The sequence below is a fragment of the Brevibacillus sp. HB1.1 genome (assembly GCF_013332445.1).
Taxonomy (GTDB): domain Bacteria; phylum Bacillota; class Bacilli; order Brevibacillales; family Brevibacillaceae; genus Brevibacillus; species Brevibacillus porteri.
The window spans coordinates 696,886-717,871 of record NZ_JABMIV010000001.1 but is presented as its reverse complement, the minus strand read 5'-3'; the positions used below and the strand labels follow the sequence as shown (position 1 = coordinate 717,871).

The 20,986-nt window shown below is 48.2% G+C and carries 14 protein-coding genes; 12 read left to right on the top strand and 2 right to left on the bottom strand.

Annotated features, from left to right (window positions below):
- Positions 1-5: 5 nt before the first annotated feature.
- Positions 6-1,988: a squalene--hopene cyclase gene (shc, locus tag HPY27_RS03480; protein WP_174224356.1), complete on the bottom strand. Its 1,983-nt coding sequence runs from the start codon at positions 1,986-1,988 to the stop codon at positions 6-8.
- Between shc and HPY27_RS03475 the strand changes: the two genes are divergently transcribed.
- The 6 genes from HPY27_RS03475 to HPY27_RS03450 all read left to right on the top strand — a co-directional run bounded on the left by HPY27_RS03475 (position 1,961) and on the right by HPY27_RS03450 (position 8,025).
- On the top strand, positions 1,961-3,094 hold the full coding sequence (locus HPY27_RS03475; RefSeq protein WP_017249635.1) for a DUF2515 domain-containing protein: 1,134 nt from the start codon (positions 1,961-1,963) through the stop codon (positions 3,092-3,094). The two genes, shc and HPY27_RS03475, sit on opposite strands and share 28 nt — an antisense overlap.
- A gap of 85 nt (positions 3,095-3,179) precedes the next feature.
- Positions 3,180-5,408, top strand: coding sequence for a type IA DNA topoisomerase (locus tag HPY27_RS03470; RefSeq protein ID WP_174224355.1), 2,229 nt, complete (start codon positions 3,180-3,182; stop codon positions 5,406-5,408).
- A 142-nt stretch (positions 5,409-5,550) separates the two neighbouring features.
- Complete coding sequence (locus tag HPY27_RS03465; RefSeq protein WP_017249527.1) at positions 5,551-6,216, top strand: PspA/IM30 family protein; 666 nt, start codon at positions 5,551-5,553, stop codon at positions 6,214-6,216.
- 66 nt (positions 6,217-6,282) lie between these two features.
- Complete coding sequence (locus tag HPY27_RS03460; RefSeq protein ID WP_017249526.1) at positions 6,283-6,687, top strand: DUF350 domain-containing protein; 405 nt, start codon at positions 6,283-6,285, stop codon at positions 6,685-6,687.
- A gap of 25 nt (positions 6,688-6,712) precedes the next feature.
- Positions 6,713-7,219: a DUF4178 domain-containing protein gene (locus HPY27_RS03455; RefSeq protein WP_017249525.1), complete on the top strand. Its 507-nt coding sequence runs from the start codon at positions 6,713-6,715 to the stop codon at positions 7,217-7,219.
- A gap of 17 nt (positions 7,220-7,236) precedes the next feature.
- On the top strand, positions 7,237-8,025 hold the full coding sequence (locus HPY27_RS03450) for a DUF4247 domain-containing protein (protein ID WP_174224354.1): 789 nt from the start codon (positions 7,237-7,239) through the stop codon (positions 8,023-8,025).
- 76 nt (positions 8,026-8,101) lie between these two features.
- Here HPY27_RS03450 and HPY27_RS03445 read toward each other — a convergent pair whose 3' ends face one another.
- Positions 8,102-11,023 carry a collagenase gene (locus HPY27_RS03445; RefSeq protein WP_174224353.1) on the bottom strand — a complete coding sequence of 974 codons (2,922 nt, stop codon included), beginning with the start codon at positions 11,021-11,023 and terminating at the stop codon, positions 8,102-8,104.
- Between the two features lie 186 nt (positions 11,024-11,209).
- Here HPY27_RS03445 and HPY27_RS03440 point away from each other — a divergent pair, with 186 nt between their 5' ends.
- The 6 genes from HPY27_RS03440 to HPY27_RS03415 are packed head-to-tail and all read left to right on the top strand — an operon-like array spanning position 11,210 to position 20,689.
- Positions 11,210-11,356: a hypothetical protein gene (locus HPY27_RS03440; RefSeq protein WP_017249523.1), complete on the top strand. Its 147-nt coding sequence runs from the start codon at positions 11,210-11,212 to the stop codon at positions 11,354-11,356.
- Positions 11,357-11,359: 3 nt separating this feature from the next.
- Positions 11,360-11,977: a DUF4912 domain-containing protein gene (locus tag HPY27_RS03435; protein ID WP_017249522.1), complete on the top strand. Its 618-nt coding sequence runs from the start codon at positions 11,360-11,362 to the stop codon at positions 11,975-11,977.
- 14 nt (positions 11,978-11,991) lie between these two features.
- Entirely contained in the window at positions 11,992-14,829 is a 2,838-nt protein-coding gene (locus HPY27_RS03430; protein WP_174224352.1) for a 1,4-alpha-glucan branching protein domain-containing protein, read from the top strand.
- A 30-nt stretch (positions 14,830-14,859) separates the two neighbouring features.
- Entirely contained in the window at positions 14,860-17,265 is a 2,406-nt protein-coding gene (locus HPY27_RS03425) for a sugar phosphate nucleotidyltransferase (RefSeq protein WP_174224351.1), read from the top strand.
- An 18-nt stretch (positions 17,266-17,283) separates the two neighbouring features.
- Positions 17,284-19,245 (top strand): glycoside hydrolase family 15 protein, encoded by a 1,962-nt coding sequence (locus HPY27_RS03420; protein WP_174224350.1) that lies wholly within the window; start codon positions 17,284-17,286, stop codon positions 19,243-19,245.
- 19 nt (positions 19,246-19,264) lie between these two features.
- Complete coding sequence (locus HPY27_RS03415; RefSeq protein WP_174224349.1) at positions 19,265-20,689, top strand: phosphoglucomutase/phosphomannomutase family protein; 1,425 nt, start codon at positions 19,265-19,267, stop codon at positions 20,687-20,689.
- Positions 20,690-20,986: the final 297 nt, after the last annotated feature.

The window sequence follows — 20,986 nt, the reverse complement described above, 5'->3', positions numbered from 1 at the left end:
GTTTTTTACGTGTTCGCGTATTTCGTCTGGTAGTGGCTGAGAGCCAGCAACGGCCAAATCCAACGATAGCTGTGATAAGCAAAGTAAGTACCGCCAGGACGTCCCCCGCCAGTCGGGTAGCGAGTCGTCCAGTCATTTGCTTGATTGTGAGTGAGCAAATGGCGAATCCCGCGTTGTAGCTCTGCTGTCGGCTTTGACGACACGGCTATCAGTGCATCGGTTGCCCATGCCGTCTGCGAGGGAGTACTTGCTCCGAGGGGGACGTACGTTTTTTTCTGGTCGCTTTGGCAAGATTCACCCCAGCCGCCGTCGGGATTCTGGTTGGCAACCAGCCACGCAACCGCTTTTTGGATGGCGGGATCAGTAGGGGAAAAGCCAACCGCCATCAACCCGGTAATTGCAGCCCATGTACCGTATAGGTAAGCAATTCCCCAACGTCCATACCAGGAGCCGTTTGCTTCTTGATGGTTGAGAAGCCAGCGGACTCCTTTTTCTACATGGGGGTCAGTCAGTGTACGCCCGGCATCGTTTCCGAGGAATTCTAAGGTTCTCCCTGTCAAATCGGCAGAGGACGGATCTGTACTGACGGTATCGGCTCCTTCGATCGGCAGGTGGCGAATGAAATCAGCGTCTGTATTTCGTTCAAAAGCAGGCCAGCCCCCATCGTCGTTTTGCATGGACAAGAGCCATTCGAGACCGCGCTTCCAAGCGGCTGCTGTTGTTATATCCGTACGGGCGAGCAGGCGCAGAGAGCGCAGAGCTGCCGTCGTATCATCAATATCGGGGTTCATGGTGTTGTAGTCAGAAAAGCCCCAACCGCCAGGCTTTCCTTTTGGATTGCGAATTTTCCAGTCACCGTACGTATGCTGCTGCTTTTGGAGAAGGTAACGGTTTGCTTTTTGAATGGCGGGGTGTGTGGTAGAAAGTCCGCTTTTTTGCAGAGAAGAAGTCAAGAGCGCGGTGTCCCAGACGGCTGAGGTAGCCAGCTGCAAGTGTGCGCCGTTTTCATAAACGTAGACACTATCTGTAAGCCCCTGCATCGCTTTTTGGATGAGTGGGTCTTTCGGAGAAAACCCTCGAGCGAGCAGCGCAAAAATCATGAAAAAGGTAGAGGTCGAATAATTGTACAGAGTACCGTCCGGCTCGATTCGCGCCAGGATGTATTGTTCTAGGCGCCGTAGGGCGAGCTTGTGTAGTTGACTGGGTAAAAAGGGGAGACGCTGCAAGGAATCATGGATAGTGGCGAGGAACGATTGCCCCTCTTTGAGGAAATTTTCTAGGAATCGATGCGGATATAGACCGCGAGAGATAGGTACATCTGCGTATAGATCGGACAAGTCTGGCGCATTGTCAGGCTTTTTTACATATTTGCGATCAGCCACAATCATCATGGGGGCAAGATGGACACGTGCGTACCCGACAAAATCGTAAAAGCTGACAGGGAAGCTCGGGGGAAATAGAGCAATCTCGACGGGAACGAGAAAGTGCGAGGGCCACTGGTATTGGCCTGTCAAGGCTGTAGAGAATTTGGTCAGCATGTTCGCGTGTGTCAGCCCACCCTTTTCCAAAATAAACGAGCGAGCCAGAGCCATTCTCGGTTCGTCCTTCGTGTATTTGCCAGATAGTAGAAGGGCGTAATACGAATCAATGGTGGTAGACAGATGGCCTTCATGCTCGTCAGGGTACAGCTTCCATGCCCCATTATCGTGTTGGAGAGACGTGATGTGAGCAGTGAGCTTCTCCATCAAACGCTCATCATGAATACCCAGCGTGCGCAATAGGATGATCATGTGAGAATCTGTCATCGGTGAGCTTTCCAAACAAAAGCGCCAAGTGCCATCCGCTTGTTGGCGCTGTAATAAAAAGGCTTGAATGCGATTAATTTCTTGCTGGACTTCGCGCAACTCATTCACCTCCCGATAAAATACATCGCCTAAGGAAGAGAGGGGGAAGAGCATCGATGGGTTTGTCGTGGTACCAATATGCATCGCGTCTGCCGCTTTCCATGAATTTGGGGAGAGTCCGTACGGCGACAGCACCATTGCCAGCGCAAGATCAAAAGACGGTAGAGAGGATTAGACAGGAGACACTCGCCCACAACCGTGACAACATAGACAGAACGCGCGCCTATTTGTCGTTTTATCAAAAGCATCCACAAATTCATTGGGCGCTATTGGCACATCTCGTATCGCGCAATGCGGGATGGAGTATGACCGATTTGCGGGGAGAATTATTGCCTCGCTTGCTTCGAATAAAAGAGCAGCAGGATTATTTTTTGTTTTTGGAGCGGGGAAACTGGCTGATTTTTCACGATGCGTACCCTCAATTGTTACTGTATGAAGAGAGTGTCAGGCGACAGACCAACCTTTTTTATATACTACCTCATCTAGGTGTCTCTACTTTCATGCAGGCGATCTGGAATCATTATTGGAAGACAACTGACAAAGAGCTGCTCACTATTGGCTTGATTATCAATGAACAAAACTACTTGGAAGAACAGGTCATGAAAGAGTCGGGTTATCAAAATTCAGTTGTCCGCACAATTCCGTTTGCCCTGCAGGAGCTTTTGCAACTGAATATGATCTTGCTTCCCCATCGGAAAATGGCTGATGAGCAGGGCAGCTCCTTGCAGCTCGCTGGTGAGCGAGTGTTTCATTTTGCCTCCTTACCAGAGAGAATCAGCTTGGGAAAAAGGCTGTACAGTCTGCTGTTCGGAAATACGAATAGGCAAGAGGCAGCGTACGCTTGGGCATTGGAACAGCCACACACAGGTTCGCGAAAAGATTATTGGCCCCATCTTTTTCACGATGTGAATGATATAGCTCCTGGCAAGCCTTATCAGGTAAAACTAATGAACTGTCAGCTGCGATCAGGGGCAAAGCGGCTGTTTTCCCCAACGCTGCGTCAAGTTTGGAGACCTATCCACCATGAGCCACCAAAAGAGTTAGATTGGTACCAAAACAAGAGCGACGTATGGCGTTTGCTGACTCGAACGCAGGAGACAACAAATGCAGGAGAGTTGAGTGAGGCGTATTGCCAGGCGTTAGCAAAAATCGAGTGGGCTGTCGCAGCCAGAACGAGAATACTTGGCTAACTTGTAGTAAAATAGAGAGGAATCCAGAACGTAAGACTGCACCTCGACAGGTTGCTTAGAGCGTTTTAGAAGGAGCGATTATCATTTGAAGACACTAATTATTGCGGAGAAACCTGACATGGGACGAAATATTGCCGCCGCAATAGATCCTAAAGCGAAAAATAACCGCACCTATTTAGAAGGTGAAAAATACATCATTACGTGGGCAATCGGGCACTTAATTGAACTAGCGGAACCGGAGGCGTACGACCAAAAATATAAAAAGTGGAACATCAATGATCTTCCTATTATTCCCGATCCATTTAAGCTAGTGCCCAATCGGAAAACATTCGATCAGCTAAAAATGATCGGGCAGTTGGCCAAACGAAGCAATCTGCTGATTAATGCATGCGATGCCGGGCGGGAAGGTCAACACATATTTTCACTTATTCAGCGACATCTAAAATTGAGTCAACCCGTTAAAAGGCTTTGGATCTCGGACTTGACCCCTGAAACGATCAGGAAAGGATTTGCGGAGATGAAAGATGCCGCAGCCTATGAAAACTTAACGAGGGCAGCAAAAGCCCGTAGTGAAGCAGATTGGCTCATCGGCATGAATGGCTCACGTGCATTTACGACCAAACATAACGCGCTCCTTTCTGTCGGACGAGTACAGACACCTGTCCTTGCTCTCATTTATGATCGACAGAAACAGATTGAGGCTTTCTCATCGGTTACGTTTTTTCAAGTGGAAGGGCATTTTTCGCAGGGTGAAAGGGCGTATAAGGGTATTTGGCAAGGTGATCGCTTAACCGATCCATCAAAAGCAGAAATGTTGGCTCGTAAAGTGAAAGGAAAACAAGGGCGGATCACATCCTACGAAGTAAAGGATACCAAGGAGTATCCATTCAAGTTGTATGACCTGACATTGCTGCAACGTGAGGCCAATGGCAAGTACGGTTTTTCCGCCAAGAAAACCTTGGATTTAGCGCAGGCACTCTATGAAAAACACAAGGTGATCTCATATCCGCGGACGAATTCCAACTATGTGACAGAGCAAAATATTCCTGAAATGCACAACACCTTGTCGTCCTTGCAAGGCACTGCATATGACAATTTGGTAAAGGGTGCAAACCGTAGTTTGGTTCATAAAGGTAACAAATTTATATGTAATCCAGCAAAAGTAGACGACCACCATGCGATCCTGCCGACAAATCGTAAGGCTACAGGGCTTACGCCAGATGAGCAAAAGTTATACGATTTGATCGTTCGCCGCTTTCTGTCACAGTTTTATCCACCAGCTGAATATAAGATGCATACGGTCATAACCGAAGTGGAAAAAGAATTGTTCAAAACATCGGTGAAAGAACGGAAAAGTCTCGGTTGGAAGATTATTTATGCCGATCAGCAGAAGGAAAAGCCCAAGAATGGGAAAGGTGCGGCCAAAGAAGAAGAGGATAAAGAAGAGATTGAAGTTAATGAGCCTTTTGTCATTCAACCTGATGCCAGCGTAGTATGCACGGATGCTATGGTAAAGGAGAAAGAAACACAGCCACCCAAGCATTTTACGGAAGGAACGCTTCTAAAGGCCATGGAAAGCGCAGGCAAGCAAATCGAGGACGAGGAACTGCGTGATGCGATGAAAGAATCTGGTCTGGGAACCCCGGCAACTCGTGCCGCTACCATCGAACGACTGAAAAAGGTCGGATATGTTGAAATGCAGGGGAAAAGGGTTCAACTTACGCTAAAAGGCCGTACCGTTATCGAATTGATTAGGGGAGCAGGGATCGAACTATTAACCTCTCCTGAAATGACGGGGCATTGGGAGCGCCGCTTGAATGAGATTTCCCGAGGGACCGCCTCCGACAAGCAGTTCATGGAGAATGTGAAGAAATTCGCTACGATGATCGTAGAAAAGGTTCGTGTACAATCTCGTGCTGAGAAGACCTTGTTTGAGAGTGAGAGTACCACTCAGAAAGGATCGTCGAAAACAAGAGGACGAGCTGGTGGGCGAAGTACAGGCAGATCCTCATCTCGAACGGTAGCAAAGACCACTAGTACAGCGTCGAGTATCATCACTAAATGTCCACGACCGAGTTGCGGAGGCTCTATTTTCATGGGACGTAAAGGTTACGGTTGTTCGAATTACAACGTGGGCTGTAAATTCGTCATATGGAAAGAGAACTATGGACGTATGCTGACGGATACACAGATTAAAGCGCTCATTGAAAAAGGCAAAACGGGTAAAATGAAGCTGGAACGTCAGGATGGGACACAATTTCAAGCAAAACTTATTTTGAAAAGTGTAGAATCGGGCGAACTTACTTTCGAGTAACGACGAAATCGCCGCGCACTACGAAAAACAATAAAAAAATAAATTGTTGAAACTTACTTGCGTAATTATCGTAAATACATGTATAACGGGGACGGCAACATAGGCCGAACAACCTGGTACGTACTCAAGGAGGAATAAATCCATGTCCATTTTTAAAAGACTCCGTGATTTGACCATGTCCAATTTGTACGCTTTGATTGAGAAAGCAGAAGATCCAATTAAAATGACAGACCAGTATTTGCGTGATATGCAAGAAGACTTGAACGAAGCAGAGAAAGCGGTTGCCGCCCAAATTGCTTTGGAAAAGAAATTCAAGGTGCTGTATGAAGAACAGGAAGCCTTGGTGAAAAAGCGTGAAGAACAAGCTCACATCGCAGCACAAGCGCAGAACATTGATCTGGCTCGACGAGCTCTGGAGGAAAAGAAAGCCGCCGAGCAAAAAATGAACGAATACAAGGATAGCTACGAGAAAAACAAGCTGGCAGCTGACGGATTGCGCGAGAAGCTGACTGAAATGAAAAAACAGATTACCGAGCTGAAAAACAGGCGCGAAACATTAGTTGCCCGTGTCAATGCAGCCAAAGCGCAAAAGACGATCAACCAGGCGATGGGTGGCTTCGACACGAACTCGGCTATGTCTGGCTTGAAACGCATGGAAGAAAAAGCACTGCAAATGGAAGCAGAAGCAGAAGCCAGCGGCGAGATTTACAAAAAACAGAGCTCTTTAGATGATGAAATTGCGAAGCTGAATAAGGATCAGGCCGTTGAGGACGAACTGGCTGCTCTGATGAAAAAATATGAGGGGTAAACCGCTTCAGGCGGTTTCCCTTTTTTTCAGACCTTAAACACCTTGACGAAAGTGGAGTGATTCGCTTTGACGTGGACAGAAATACTAGGGATGCTGGTTTGGACAGGAGCCGGTGGCATTTTACTTTTTGTTTTGATGTGGATCGATTCGTTGTTTACGAAATACAAGGACATCACGGAAATCAAAAATGGAAACATCGCGGTCACGACGCGTTTTGTCATGAAGCTGTTTGCGCAAGGATATATCTTATCGCAATCCATTATTACCTCCAATTTATTGTGGACAGCACTACTCGTTTCTGTGCTCTCATTTATCATTCTGTTCCTTTTGGAGAGAATCGTGGAATGGCTGTTAAAGCAAGTGGCCGGACTGGACCTGGAAAAAGGGACGCAGGAAGGAAAAGTGGCATATGCCATGATGGCTGGTTCATTCCATCTCGTGGGTGCACTGATTATAGCTGCATGTTTGTAAGATGTGAAAGGGAAGGGAGTACAGCATGAGTTTGATGAAGCGAATCCAAAATATTTTTGCCAAGCATGAGCCTCCTGCACCGGAGAAGAGCATCCTGACGGTGGGACCGGGGGATGTAGTCGATGTATCGCTCGTTACCTATCAAGTAATAGGGAAGGCGAGCAATGCGAGTCGCAAAGCTACGATGCTTACGTTACAGGATGGAACGACCATTCGCTACCTGTACATCGAGGAACGGGAAAAGATTGTCTATCAGCTGTATAGCGTGATTGATGGACGACTGGATTCCATAGACGAAGTGCCGACCACAATCGAGATGGACGATGTCACCTACCATTTGGAGGAGCAATATAATGGCTCCGTTCAGGTTGCGGGGAAAGCTCCTTTTCATACGTCAGGGGAGCAGTACATCTGGCAATTCCAATCGGATCAACGCCAGTTGCTGCGAATCGAGTGGCAGGATGGCCGTTTCATGCTCTACGAGGGAGAAAGTGTTCTGCCAGCGGACGTGCAGGTACTGCGCGGAGCATAGAGAGGAGGGACAAGTACATGCCAAATCCATGGATGAAATCAATCAAGCTCCTGCTGATTCCGGCCTTGTTCCTCCTTACGCTAGCGGGTTGTGGCAGTCCTGCGGTTGGCGAGACATATCCGCTTGAATCTGTCTCTACCAAAGACAATGGACAGTCGTCACGCATCTATCGTGCGGAAGACAAGACTGTACCGGAAGTGGCCTTGGAGCTGGCGGAGCAGAATACGCCAGATGAAATCTCCAAAGAAGATCCGCAGCATATGTTCCTCTTTTATCCGGATGAGGTATACCATTTGCAGCAAGACGCTGCCAAGCCGACGGATACGTTGATCGAGGTCGACAGCAAAGAGTACGTCCGGCAAAACTACGATTCTTCATTTTTGCAGGGATACATTGTAGCCAGCGTACTGGATGATTTGTTCGATGGGCTTAAGAAAAGTACAAAGGGCAGTTATCGTGGCTACAATAGCAAGGATATATACAAGCCTTCCGGAACGTATCGCGTGCCTACAACCGAGGACAAAAAAGTAGCGCCGCCGATTACTAAAGAGGGTACGGGAAGTATTTTCAAACGGGGTAATGCGAAGAACACGGATGGTACGGTAGGTTCTGACGGCAGCCTTTTCAAGAAGCAGGGAGAGTCGTCGTCTAGCGGTAGTTCAGGTAAAATTATTCGTTCTTCCAGCAGTTCGTCGAAGTCGAGTGATTCTGTCTCATCCAAGCGCTCGAGCTTTTCTCCGCCGAAAAGTAAATCGCCCCCACGAACGAAGGTAGGGGGCTCGGGGCGAATTACAAAGCGTCGATAACTGTAAAAAATAGGACAGAAACGAACACCCCCAAACGATTCTTGTAGCTCGTTTGGGGGTGTTTTTGTTCTTCGGATTAGCGCTGCTTGGTCTCTACCGTATACACAACATCTTCATTTTGATATTTGTACACATACAAGTAGTAGCGGCCTGGCTTTACTTGATAATGGGCACTTTGCAGATTTCCTTCCACCTCTTGCGGGTACGATACAGGCTGATCTGGATTTCCTTCATGGAATAGCATCCAAGTCACACCTTGTCCCTGCTCGGGGTTCAGAGAAATACGTATTTCTTCTGGTTTATCTACTTGGAAGGCAAAAATATCTTGCCAGTCGTTTCCTTTCATGTCGCCTGAAACAGTCGTACCTATCGGCAATGGACCATTTGCTTGCTCGATAGAATCATTGCTCTCGCTTTCTTGATAGAGTTGCTCTTGTGGGCTATCTTCACCCGTAACCACTAAGGTAAACGGTTGGTCCTTTTGCCCTGTACCATACGTATAAGCAGTCACATAGTAAGTCCCTGGTTTCGCATCGAATGATCCGATCAGCTTATTGCCTTCGCGCTTGTTGGGATAGGCGATGTAGTTCTGCTTATCAGACTCGTGGAATACTAGCCACGCAACTCCATCCCCATGCTTTGTTTCCATCTCTACTTGAAGCTGTTGGGCTGATTTCACATCGAGACGGAACTCCTGGCTCGGTTTTTGAAGATTGACGATACCTGTAATCTGCTTACCCAATGAAATAGACGTTTCGTCAGGGTTAGGCGTTGGGTTCTCTGTCTCGGTGCCATCTTCATGAGCCAGCTTCCCGTGGAACACGACATCATAGGCAAAGCGTCCATCTTTTGTCGTACGATAATTAGTGAAGTAGCTCGTAACCGTGTCATAGCCATTCCAGGAAAGACCCGATAACTCCTTGAGGAATCCATCTGAGAGGCGGTTCATTTCTTGCCAATCCTGAAATTCTCCTTGGGAAGCTCCACCCGTATAAACCCCACGCAACGTGAAGCTACGGAATTCTCCAGAGTCTTTTTCATCTGTTTTTACATCGGTCAGAGAGGCAACCTTTGCGATTTGACGATAAACCTCGTCTTTGTTCGTCACGTCCACTTTTTGTAAGTAATCATCTGAAACGAGAGGAACATCCAACTCTTCATACTGGTCGATCAATTCTTCTAACGTTTCTTGATAGCCACGTTCAAGAGCGCGATCACGGCTGAATTCTTCGATTAAGTCATCATAAGCAGATACATCATTGGAACGGATCGTATCATTGATTTTATCCAGACGAGCAAAATCATTCTTGAACATATGGTACTGAAGCGCGAATGAGTAGTCGTAGAATGCCATGGTTCCGTATTTGGCACGCATCATATCTGCCGCAGTGTAATCGAGATAAGGCGCTGAATTTCGGATATTGCCTACAACGGATTGGCGAGGCTTGATTCCTTCCGTTCGGGTAGCACCTGCGAAAAACTCAGCTCCGCCTTCTTCATACCAAGGCAAGCGGCTGTTTTCATAAATTTCTCCTTTTCCCCACATGCCCGGCACTTCATATCTACCTTGCAAATAGTGGACGAATTCATGACGGAACAGCTCTTCCAGACTGTAGATGCTTTGTTCTTTTGTCCGATCGTAGGTGAAGAAAGTACCGGTACCCTCAATGTAGATACCACCATTATCTGTGTCGTATCCGTATAAGAAGCGATTCATTTTATATTCATCAGGCGTATTGTAGATGACAATGGTCAGTACATCATCCGGATTACCGCTCTCGAGCTCCTTGTCATTGCCGATGACACGATGAAATTGTGCCTTCACTTCCTTGGATGCCCAGTACAAGCGTTCAACCTGTTCTTCGGTTAGTTTATCTCCTGTTTTGAACACAATCGCTCCGTCATCAAAAGTAAATTGCTGCGGAAGATAATGCTTTTTCCCTTCTTTTTTCATTTCCTCGAGGTCAATTTTTTTTCCATTGGCATCCTCGCCATATGCTTCCTCGATTTGTTGCGCGGCCGTGAAGTAAGGCTCGCTCCACTTTTTATAAGTTCTCATCGCTTTCGTCAATATGTCATTGGCTTTGTCTGGATCACTGTAGTAGCTACCTAATTTCCCTGTGTAATACAAGGCATTGTTCGTCAGCCATACGTGATCAGTGGAAGTGTCACCATTTTCCGCCATGTCGAAAATGGGGTCGAGAAATGCGTCAATGCTGCCTTTCAGTTCATCTCTTTCTGAATCATCTACTCCCCAAATCAAAACATAGCCAACACCTTGAAGGACGCTGTAAAAAGCTTCGCTTGCTTCGCGATCATCTGACCATTTATCCCGATTGTCGTTAAAGTCCGCCATTACTTTTGACAGAAGTCCGATTGTCTCAGAATCAACAGTCGCGTTGCTAATTAATTTTCCCGTAGAACTGATGATTTCATTTTGAGTCTTTGTACCTAAGGTAAAATTTTGATTGGACGTAATTGCTTGAAGGGCTGGAATAATCTTTTGCTTATACTTTGGCTCCATCAAATACTTTAAGCCGTCGTTGTAATACCCCAAGTAATACCCCGAACGCAATACCTCTACAAATGTATGTATGCCTTGCTCGTCATCCTTGGTGAAGTTCTTGCCACTCTCTTCCAATGCATCGATGATGGCTTGAACCCGATCTCGATCCGCATAAAATTCCTGGGTGTCGTCGTTGTAAGTAAACAGCTCAGGGATTTGCGTCCAACTGATTTCCTTCAACAATTCAACAAGCTCTGAATTGTCCAATGTATTCAGGTGCGAGATGCTGTACTTCTCCTGTTTCGCTGCTTGGCGTAACTGACTCTTCGACATGTTTTCTTGAACGGGTGTATGACCAATCTGCGAATCATTGCGCTCTTGGGATGGGCTTGGCGGCGTGCTTTTGGCTTGAGCTGCTAGTGGCAAGCCTGCCGCTACCGTTGAAATTGCAATTGATCCTGCTGTTACCATGCTAATCCATGATCGATTCATTCTTTCGTTGACTCCTTTTTCATTCATTTTGGTAGTGAAATTGAATATTTTATAGTATCGGTATCCAATATGAAAATCCTTACAAATAAAACAAAAGATGACGGAATATAGCTCTTTCTTCCTATTTGGTAAAAAGAAAAGAATGTCTAGAGAAGTAGCTTTGTAAGAATGGAAGGAGAGCGACTTTTGTTTGCCTATGACGAAAACATGATTGTTGATCGACAAAAGAAGAAAGGATGTGCATCCAGCATTCGACAGTCTTTGTTAGCAGCATTGGCTATGATTGACATTGGGAAAGCACAGATAGGTGAAGTTGGCGGAGGGGAGTGCTAGAAGATGCTGGAAAAAATTCTCGAACTGCGTTCACGATCCATGTCCATTGCACAAATTGCCAAAGAGTGCGGCTTAACGATCGGTCAAGTTAAGTATCGCCTGCAAAAAGACCGTGCGAAGCCAGTGACACCACCTCCCGCTAGAACGGAATTGGAATGGCAATTGCCTGCGTTTTATGGTCGGGACATTGTCAAAGTCATGGTACAAGGACCGACTGTGCTATTCGTCTATTGGGAAATCACTTGGCCCCGCATGAGAATGGTCGCATCCTACCTGCAAGCCGATTATCGTCACATCCAGAAGGGCTTGCGTCTGTATGATGTCACGGAACGCTTATTTGATGGAAAAAATGCGCATTCCGTCCGAGATGTGCTCGTACATGAAGAGGCTCATTCCTGGTACGTGAATGATGTAGAGCCAGGGCGTACATACATTGTTGATTTTGGTTTATATGAACACAATCGGTTTTGTCCGATTTTACGCTCGGAAACGGCAATTACCCCGCGTAACTCAAAAGCTAGCTGGGGAGAATCGTTCGTTGAGCCCGTCCACGATTCAGCTACACCTTCCTGGTTTGAGAACTTTTCCTCCTACTCGTTGTATACCAAAACATCAAAATAAGTGAGGTGTCATTTGTGCACAAAGGTTATCTCTCCCTCGTGTTGCATGCCCATCTGCCTTATGTCCGACACGGGGATCGGGAAGATCGCCTGGAAGAGCGCTGGGTGTATGAAGCCATGCTGGAATGCTATCTTCCCTTGCTCATGGTTTTCGACAGGCTCCTCTCAGACGGCATCGCTTTTCGCATGACCCTTGCTATTTCTCCGACATTACTTTCCATGCTAGAAGATGATCTGATCGTGACACGCTTTCGCACACATCTAACGAAGACTGTTGAATTGGCTGGGAAGGAAGTCAAACGCACCGCAGGTCAACCCGAAGAACACCGTATCGCCAAAATGTACGTGGAGCGCTTTCGAAGCATCATTGCCTATTGCCGCAAGTGGGATTTTCAACTAATCAAGGCCTTTAGGCATATCGAGGATAGCGGATGCCTCGAACTCATCACTTGCGCAGCCACGCACTCCTTCTTGCCCTTTGTGGAAACAGAAGAGGCGATTCGGGCTCAGCTCCAGGTGGGCATCGATACACATGAGCGGATTTTGGGAAGACGTCCGAAGGGAATTTGGCTGCCAGAGTGTGGGTATACACCTGGATTGGATCGTTTGCTGAAAGAGGCAGGGCTTCGGTATTTCTTTGTAGACAGTCACACGATAGAGCATGCGACGCCTTTACCTCGCAGAGGGGTGTTGGCTCCCTTGTTCACGCCGCATGAAGTGGCAGCCTTTGCCCGTGATGAAGTGGCTTCCCGCCAGGTATGGAGCTCAATCGATGGTTATCCAGGGGACTATGATTATCGTGAATACTACCGGGATATCGGATTTGACAGGGAGATGAGCTACATCGAGCCGTACATCCATCCTGACGGCATTCGCGTGCATACCGGTTTGAAATACTATCGGATCACCGGAAAAGCAAGGGATAAAGACTGGTATGAGCCAAGCTGGGCGCGGGAAAAAGCAGCGTCTCATGCGGGACACTTCCTGTATCACCGAGAGCGTCAAGTGGAGGAAGCCAGTCACTGGATGGATCGCAAGCCGTTGGTCGTCGCCACTTATGATGCGGAATTGTTTGGTCATTGGTGGTTCGAGGGTCCACAGTTTTTGGATGACCTCATACGAAAAACGGTTTGTGATTCAAAAGACGTGAAATTAATGACACCATCTGAATATTTGGAGGAGTATCCAGAGCAGGATCGCGGTCACTTGCCTATGTCTACGTGGGGGAGAAATGGCTACGGAGAAGTCTGGCTGAACGAGAATAATGGCTGGATATACAGGCACTTGCATCAAGCAGAGCGGGAACTGATCGGAGCGATTACTACCTTTTCTGAAAAGAAAGGAGATCCGCTTGCCTTACGGTGCCTCAAGCAGGCAGCACGCGAATTGATGTTAGCCCAAAGCAGTGATTGGGCGTTTATTTTAGACGGTCAAACGGTCACCCCGTATGCGGTGCAACGCGTTCATGATCATTTAGTTCGCATGCGGGCTCTCTTGGCGATGTATCGAGAGCATCAACTGGATGAAGAGGCAATTACGCAAGCAGAAGCTGACTTTCCGATCTTTCCTGACTTGGATATCACGTTCTATTTGCCTAAACAAATGCATAGAGTGAACGTATCGCGTCAATTGGTAGCGGCTACGCAAGATCAGTCTTCGACAAAAACAGTTTTGATGCTTGCATGGGAATTTCCCCCTCATGTGGTAGGGGGGCTTGGTCGGGCTGTCTACGATCTCGCCAGACATCTTGTCCAGCAAGGAATCGTGGTGCATGTGCTGACAGGTTCGGCAGATTCATGCTCCATAGATGAGACGATGGAAGGAGTTCATGTACACCGTTTGCCTACGTACCTTCCTTCTGAACAAGCTGACTTTCTGGCATGGGTGTTTCAACTGAATTTGGCGATGGTCGATGCTACCTTCAAGCTATGGTCACTCGGAGTGCGACCAGATGTCATCCATGCTCATGATTGGCTTGTCAGCTGGGCAGCGATCGAACTGAAACAGAGGTACTCTCTTCCGCTCGTCAGCACGATTCACGCTTTGGAGCATGGACGGCATCAAGGCATTCATACACCGTTGCAGCAAAGGATTCATGAGTGTGAACGTACACTAACACAAAGCTCTGACTCGATGATCGTTTGCAGCAAGTATATGGAGTCGGAAGTCATGCGCTTGTTCGGAACACCTTCATCCCAATTACGTGTCATTCACAACGGTGTCGATCTCATTCCTCTACCGGATGTCAATCGTGAACAGCTTCGGCAGGAGTTGGCGATAGGCGATGGACCTGTCCTCTTTTTTGTAGGGCGCTTGGTCCAGGAAAAAGGTGTTCACCTATTGTTGGAAGCCATGGCAAGGCTGCGCGATGAATTTCCGCATGCGAAGTTGCTTATAGCTGGCAGAGGGCCGATGCAAGACGAGTGGAAGCAGTTGGTTCATCAAAAGGGACTTTTTGAGCAAGTCCGCTTCTTGGGCTTCGTAGAAGATGTTAGGCGAAATGAGTTGTTCGCCTTGGCTGATGTGGCGGTATTCCCGAGCTTGTATGAACCTTTTGGAATTGTTGCACTGGAAGCGATGGCGCTAGGTACGCCAGTTCTTGTTGCGGATACGGGAGGGCTTCGAGAGATCGTTCGCCATGGCGAAAACGGCGCTATGATGTTCACAGGCGACCCTGAATCCTTGACGAATCAACTCCGCTGGCTACTGCGCGACCCCGATCAGCGGCATCAACTAGCCCAGACGGCCATGCAAGATGTGAAACAGTTTTATAACTGGACCATTCTCGCTACTCAAACCATTGATCTATACCGTTCACTTGGCGTATCCGCGGAAAGCGGCATGACAACATAGATTGCAACGATGAAGGAGGAAGAAAAGAAGATGAAGGCAGTAATCATGGCTGGGGGAAAAGGTACACGACTACGTCCGTTAACATGCCACACGCCAAAACCAATGGTGCCACTCTTAAACCGGCCTTGCATGGAGTACACGATTGATCTATTGAAAAAGCATGGGATTACAGAGATAGCAGTGACACTCCAGTATCTGCCTGATGTCATCCGCGATACGTTTGGTGATGGATCTCGCTACGGTGTTTCGCTCGTCTATTTTGAAGAAACGATTCCTTTGGGCACGGCAGGCAGCGTGAAAAACTGCGCCGATTTTCTCGATGAGCGCTTTATCGTGATCAGTGGAGATACGTTGACAGACATCGATTTGTCGGCAGCGATACGTTTCCATGAGCAAAATAACGCTCTGGCTACGTTGATTTTGACTCGTGTAGAAACACCGCTGGAATTCGGAGTTGTCATGACAGATGAGGGCGGACGCATTACCCGCTTTTTAGAAAAGCCGAGCTGGGCGGAGGTTTTTAGCGATACGGTGAATACCGGGATATACGTCTGCGAGCCAGAGGTCTTGTCTTATATAGAAGAAGAGCGGGAAGTGGATTTCAGTAAGGAAATTTTCCCATCTTTTTTACAAGCAGCAAAGCCTCTGTACGGATATGAAGCAAGCGGTTATTGGTCTGATATTGGCTCTTTGGAGGTTTATCAGCAAGCCCAGTTTGATTTGCTGGATGGATGCGTGCATCTCGAAATAAAAGCACAGGAAATCGCACCGCGCATTTTCTTGGAAAATGATGTTCGCATCGATTCATCGGTCCGTTTGGAGGGTCCTGTCTATATCGGTGAAAATGTACACTTGCAGGCTGGAGTTGCCGTTGGTGCTTATTCCATTCTGGGGAAAAATACGGTGATTTCTTCCGGTACGAAGCTGTCCAGGACGATCGTTTGGGAAAATAATGTCATTGGGAAAAAAACAGAGATCACAGGAACGACGCTCTGCCGCAACACCCGAATTAGCGATTGCGTACAACTCGGGGAAGGGGCGGTCATTGGAGACCAGTGCTTCATTGGGGCGAAGTCGGTGGTAAAGGCAGGCATCAAAATTTGGCCGGACAAGGAAGTCGGTGAAAATGCGACTGTCACAACCTCGCTCATCTACGGCGCCAAGCAAACCAAAAATTTGTTTGGGACGCATGGAATCAAGGGCATTGGCAATATCGACATCACGCCCGAATTCGTCACTAGACTTGCTGCTGCTTACGCGTACTTACTACAAGCGGGGGATAAAATTGCGCTCTCGGCATGCTCACACCCATTTGCTCAGCTATTGAAGCATAGCATCATGACGAGCTTGTGCTCTTCCGGAATTGATACGGTCGATCTCGGGATTGGCAATTCACCCTTGATCCGATACGGCGTGCGCTCCCTGGCTTGCAAGGGTGGCATTCATGTTTATATGGCAGAGCCAGTCGATGATAAAGAGATTGTCATCCAATTCATCGATCATGCTGGGTTGCCGATTTCTCGTGATATGGAACGCAAAATTGAGAATGCTTACTGGCAAGAGACGTATGTTCGCAACCTGCATCGATTGGGAGCATTGCAAGTCGAGCATCAAGTACAAGAAGCTTATCTTCATGCTTTGGTCCAACAGTTGAATGTATCGTCCATCCAGCGTCAGCGCTTCCACCTGCTGATCGATTGTGAACAGCGATTTTTCCCGACTTTTCTTGCGCCACTCTTGCATGCACTGGGAGTCACTGCACATTACAGCTCCATACAAGAAGGTATTCGGAAAAAGGGAGCGGATTTAGGCGTTCGTCTCGATAAAAATGGCGAACAATTTACCTTGTTTACCGAGCATGGAGAGAAGCTCTCGAACGAGCAGATCACGGCTCTGCAACTGCTGGCTTGCAGTGGTCAACATCGGCGCATCGGGCTTCCTGTGAGTGCACCGATCGAATTGGAGCATATGGCCCAGCTGTTGCAAATGGAGGTTGTACGCACCAAGGTCTCTCCGCGCTCCATGATGGAGGTATCGAGTGAACAGCGCTTTCATCCGATGTTTGACGCCGTGTACAGTCTCATGAGAATTCTTTCGTACCTCGCTTCCGAAGAAAAACCGCTCAGCATTCTGCTGGAGCTGTTGCCAGCGTGCCATATGGAGAAAAAGACTGTCTTTTGCCCATGGACAGCAAAAGGGAAGGTCATGCGCAAAGTGATGGAAGAAAACAAAGGCAAGCTGCTGGAGCTCGTCGATGGAATCAAAGTATACGATTCGAACGGCTGGGTGCTGATTTTACCCGATTCAGAGGATTCGCACGTAAAAGTGATTTCGCAAGGAGCGACGGCAGAGACCGCGGCTACGCTTGCTTCTTCCTACGCGAGGCGAATTGCCGAATATCAGTTTCACGAAAAGAGAGAGATCGACAGCCTATAACGAAAAGGACGTGAAGGCATGCCGAGACCGCTCGTCGTCGGGAACGGAAAACTGCTGATTAATTTTGATGACAAGCTGCACATGCGAGATCTCTATTTTCCGTATGTCGGCCAACTGAATCATGTCGGGGGACACTTTAGCAAGCTGGGTATTTGGGTGCAAGGTCACTTTTCCTGGCTGGATGAAGACGGCTGGACGCGGAAGCTCGGATACGGACAGGAGTCTTTGGTGACAGATGTTCATGCGCATCATGAACATCTGGGCATCGCCCTGCAAATTGCAGATGGGGTGCATCAGCGTGACCCGATTTATTTGAAAAAGGTGTGCGTTCAGAATTTGACGAGCGAAGTGCGAGAGGTCAGGCTGTTTTTCAATCACGATTTCAGCTTGAATGAGACGGAGGTAGGGGATACCGCAGTTTTTGATCCTATCCTGCGCACCATTTACCATTACAAGCGCAATGTGTACATCATGGCGAATGGAAAAACGGATACGGGTGGGATCGATCAATATAGTGTCGGGATCAAGCGGTTCAACTATGCGGAGGGGACCTGGAGGGACGCTGAGGATGGTCTTTTGTCCGGCAATCCAATTGCACAAGGCTCCGTAGATAGTACGATTTCTTTTTCCCTCATACTGCAACCGCAAGAAGAAAAGGTGCTCTTTTACTGGATGTGCATTGGTGAATCGTATGAGGATGTTAAAGTATTGAACCAGTATGTACTCGAAAGCGATCCGGAACATTTGCTCAGTCGGGTCGCGGTGTATTGGCAACGTTGGGTCAATAAGGAAGAGCGGGACTTTGCTGATCTTCCTTCAGAGGTTGTCAATCTGTACAAGACCAGCTTGCTACTCGTGCGCACGCAAATTGATCAGAACGGAGCGATTCTCGCTGCGAATGACTCGGATATTCTCCAATTCAATCGCGACCATTACAGCTACATGTGGCCCAGAGACGGAGCGTTAATTGCGAGTGCGATGGCGAAAGCGGGTTATACGGGAGTGGTCGCACCATTTTTCCGATTTTGCGCGGACGCATTGAATAAGGACGGATATTTGCTGCACAAGTACAATCCAGATGGGTCTGTCGGCTCTAGTTGGCATCCGTATATAGTTGACGGAAAAATTCAGCTCCCGATTCAGGAGGATGAGACGGCACTCGTGCTGTATGCGCTCTGGGAGCAATACAAGAGCGGCAAGCAAATTGAAGACTGCCAAGCGCTCTACCCCACGCTGGTTCGTCCGGCGGCCCGCTTTTTGCTGGAGTATGTCCATCCAGAGCTGCAGCTCCCAAAACAAAGCTACGACTTATGGGAAGAGCGACGGGGAATTTTTACGTTTACCAGTGCTACTGTTTTCGCAGGCTTAATGGCTGCGGCTCGTTTTGCCCAGCTGTTCGGGGATGATCGGCGCTACAAACGCTACACAGAAGGGGCAGAGCGCATTCGTGGGGCAATGGAAAAACATCTCTACGACTCTGAAATCGGGCGTTTTTTGCGTGGGATATATGTAAGAGGAGATGGGAGTGTCGAAAAAGATTTCACGGTGGAGAGCAGCTTGTTCGCCTTGTTTGCGCTTGATGTGTTTTCCGTAGACGATCCGAGAGTTGAGCGGACGATGGAAGCTGTCAAAAAGAGTTTGCGGGTAGACACGGTGATTGGTGGAATTGCCCGCTACCAAGGGGATTACTATTTCAAAAAATCACATGATACGGCGAAGGTACCAGGCAATCCATGGATTATTTGCACCTTATGGGTCGCTGATTGGGAAATTGCCAAGGCGAAATCTCTCGATGAACTCCAAGAGCCAAAGAACAGATTGGCTTGGGTCGTACGCCATGCTCTACAAAGCGGCGTGCTATCCGAACAGCTCGATCCGTATACAGGTGCTCCCGTATCTGTTGCACCGCTGACGTGGTCGCATGCTACTTATGTTGCCACTGTTTTGCGTTATTTGGAGAAGGTGAATGAGTTGCGGTAACGAGGGGAGAGATGAGGGGATGACAACGATCCGTTTCGGTACGGACGGTTGGCGCGACATAATTGCAGATGGCTTTACTGTCGAGAATGTCCGCATTGTCGCACAAGCTATCGCTAGCTATACCAAAGAAATCGGACAACAGGAGCAGCCTGTTCTGGTCGGGCACGACACACGGTTCTTGGGGAGACGCTTCGCGGAGGAGGTTGCAGTTGTCCTGACTGCGAATGACATTCGTACCTATTTGGTGAATGAAGCAGCGCCGACGCCTGCCGTAGCCTTTGGAGTGAAGCATTTTGCAGCGAGTGGCGCGATCATGATCACGGCCAGTCACAATCCACCCGAATATAACGGCATCAAATACATTCCGGAGTACGCCGGACCTGCAACGCCTGTGATCACGCAAAGATTGGAAGAGTGGATCAGTGAAACCTGCCAAGCGAAATCGGTGCGTACGATTTCCCTCGCGGAAGCAAAGGCCCGTAAGCTGCTGCAAGTCATTGTGCTGCGTCCTCATTACGAGGCGCATCTTAGACGGATGGTAAATATGGATGTTTTGAAAAACTCTTCCTTGTCCGTTGTTGTCGATGCCATGCATGGTGCAGGTATGGGCTACGTGAGCGGTTTTTTGTCTGAGGCGGGGGTGAAAAACGTCGGAATCCGAGAAGTCCCGGATGCGGCTTTTGGAGGAGATTTGCCTGAGCCAAACGATAAGCATTTGCATTTGCTAAAAAAAGAAGTAGTAGAACGCCAAGCTTCTCTTGGTCTTGCCAATGACGGCGATGCGGATCGTTTCGGAGTCGTCGATCGCTTCGGACAGTACATCACGCCAAATGAAGCACTCGTCCTGCTGACCTATCATTTGCGAAAAAATCGTGGCTTGAGCGGACGGATTGTCAGGACAGTAGCGACTACGCATCTATTGGATCGGATGGCTAAGCATTATGGTCTTGAACTGGTAGAGACGCCAGTTGGCTTCAAGTATGTAGGTGAGGAAATGCGCAAAGGTGACGTGCTCATTGGTGGAGAAGAAAGTGGCGGGGCCAGTATTCTCGGTCACATCCCGGAGAAAGACGGCGTACTCATCAATTTGTTGCTCGCTGAGATGTGCGCATACGAAAACAAAGGAATTGATCAAATCCTGCGAGACGTATACGAGCAGTTCGGAGAGCTGTTCCATACGCGAATTGATATGAAATTGCCGGAAAAAGATCAATGGATACAGCAAATGATCGCCAAGCCACCTGCACTAATTGGTCCTTATCAGGTTATGGAGATTCAACGAGTGGATGGGGTCAAGCTGTTGCTCGAGGAAGGACATTGGGTCTTGATCCGTCCGTCTGGCACAGAACCGTTGGTACGCATCTATTGTGAAGCAACGAATGCGACGGCTTTGCAGAAGTTGCAAGATGCAATTCGCGAATGGTTTTTGGAGATTAATGTGTAAATGCTGAAGGGGAGAGCCTGCATGGATGTGCTAGGTTCTTCTTTTTTTGACGACAACGTAAGGCTTCTGTTATGTGGCTGCGGGGAAGAGAAGATTATTTCCAGTCTAGGCTCCAGGCTCCGTCCTGCTGGGGGCTGAGACTGTCCGCTCCGAAGGGATTCGCGGGGAAACGCAAAAGTGGTAGCCGCTTCGTCGCGTGGGCACGTTGCGTTTCTTTTGCCCGCTCATCCCTTCTCCGCTCGGTAGGACTCCACAAGTCGCTACGTCTGGAAATATTCTTCTCTGGCGTGACAATGA